Source organism: Hydrogenimonas sp. (genome assembly GCF_029933015.1).
Lineage (GTDB): Bacteria > Campylobacterota > Campylobacteria > Campylobacterales > Hydrogenimonadaceae > Hydrogenimonas.
Genome location: NZ_JAOZOZ010000152.1, coordinates 1985 through 3841, shown reverse-complemented (window position 1 = coordinate 3841; position 1857 = coordinate 1985). Strand labels below are relative to the sequence as shown.

Here is a 1857-nt window from a genome sequence, read left to right as displayed (position 1 = left end):
TCGTAACGGCCCCGAATACAGCCGAAGCGGAGCGTATCGCGGAGTCTCTGGTGAAAAAATCTCTGGCGGCGTGTGTGAATATCGTTCCGAAGATCATGTCGATCTACAGATGGGAAGGTGAGATCGAACGCAGCAAAGAGGCGCTGATGGTGATCAAAACGAAAAAATCGAAACTCGACGCTCTGAAAAAGAGGGTCAAAAAACTCCACAGTTACGACGTTCCCGAAATCGTCGTCCTCAAAATCGAAGAGGGGGACACGGGCTACCTACACTGGATCGATACGGTCATCAAATAAGATGATAACCGGCCACGCTTTTTTACCTTCGCTGATGGAAGCGGCCGGAGGGCTGGGAATTTTTCTGCTGGGCATGATCATCATGACCGACGGCCTCAAGGCGCTGGCCGGCGGGACGATCCACCGGTGGCTGATGCGTTTTACCAAAAGCCCCCTCAGCGGCGCGGCGACCGGTGCGGTGGGGACGGCGATACTGCAGTCTTCCAGCGCCACCACCGTGGCTGCCGTGGGATTCGTGGCGGCGGGGCTCATGGAGTTTTCCCAGGCCCTCGGGATCATCTTCGGTGCCAACGTCGGCACGACGGTGACCGGCTGGATCGTCGCGCTTTTCGGTTTCAAGCTCAAAATCACCGCCCTGGCGATGCCCCTGGTCCTTGTGGGAGCGCTGACGAAGCTGCTGGGCAGAGGTGGCGTGGGGCGCGTGGGATACGCCATAGCGGGCTTCGGGCTCATTTTCGTGGGGATCGGTTTGATGCAGGAGGGGATGGAGGGGTTTCGCCATCTCGTCTCTTTCGCCGACCTTCCCGCCGATACGTGGTTCAACCGCCTGCGGCTCTTTTTTCTGGGTATGTTCTTCACCCTCGTCACCCAGTCTTCCAGTGCGGGAGTCGCCGCGACGCTGACGGCACTCTACGCGGGCCTCGTGACCTTCGAGCAGGCGGCGGTGCTCGTGGTGGGGATGGATGTGGCCACGGCGGTGACGGCCGTCATCGCCTCCATCGGAAGCTCGGTACAGGCGAAGCGGACCGGCTTTTCCCATCTCATCTACAACTTTTTCACCGGCGCCATGGCGCTGCTTCTGGTCACACCCTACACCCTTTTGGCCGAAAGGGTGCTGCCCGGTTTCATCGAAAACGACGCCGAGATCGCGCTGGTCGCTTTCCATACGCTTTTCAATCTCCTGGGCCTTGTCGCCATCCTGCCTTTCGCCTCGCACTTCGCGCGCTTCATGGAGCGGCTCATTCCCGAGCGCCTACCATCCTATCTGCGTAAACTCGACCCGGGCCTACTCAAACACCCCGCCATGGCGCTCGACGCCCTTTCCCAGACCGTCTACGACGAGATACTGCGTCTGAGTGAATGTCTGAAACTGCGTCTGGATCCGCGCGTGAGGTACAACACTTCGAAACTCGACGAGATCGACCGCGCCATCGAAGCGATCTATGATTACATCGACGACCTCCATCTGGAAAAAGAGAACCGCTCCGAACGGATGAAACTGCTGGAGATCGTCCACACGGTCGACCACCTGCAGACTCTCTACGAGCTCTGCACCCAGGCACCGGAGTTTCTCCACATCGGTCTGGAAGAGATAGACATCCTGCGGGAGTCGGTGCGCCAGGAGATCGCCGAACTCGAAGAGTACCTCCTGGAGCGCGACTGGGAGAGGGCCGTCGCCAAATCGACCCGGCTCTCGACAACCGTCGAGTCCGCCACCCGACGCCTCCGCGCCGACGTCATCGCCGCCATCGCGGAAAAGCGCGTGGAAACGGATGAAGGCGGCCGCTATCTCGATATGCTGGCCTGGTTGACGGAGACGGTGTATCATTTTGGACGCATT

Annotated in this window: 2 protein-coding genes; both read left to right on the top strand. The window is 59.6% G+C overall.

The features are described from left to right. A partial coding sequence (cutA, locus tag Q1K23_RS08455) for a divalent-cation tolerance protein CutA (protein ID WP_300363799.1) occupies window positions 1-296 on the top strand: 296 nt, incomplete at its 5' end. A gap of 1 nt (window position 297) precedes the next feature. Further along, a partial coding sequence (locus tag Q1K23_RS08450; RefSeq protein WP_300363797.1) for a Na/Pi symporter occupies window positions 298-1857 on the top strand: 1560 nt, incomplete at its 3' end.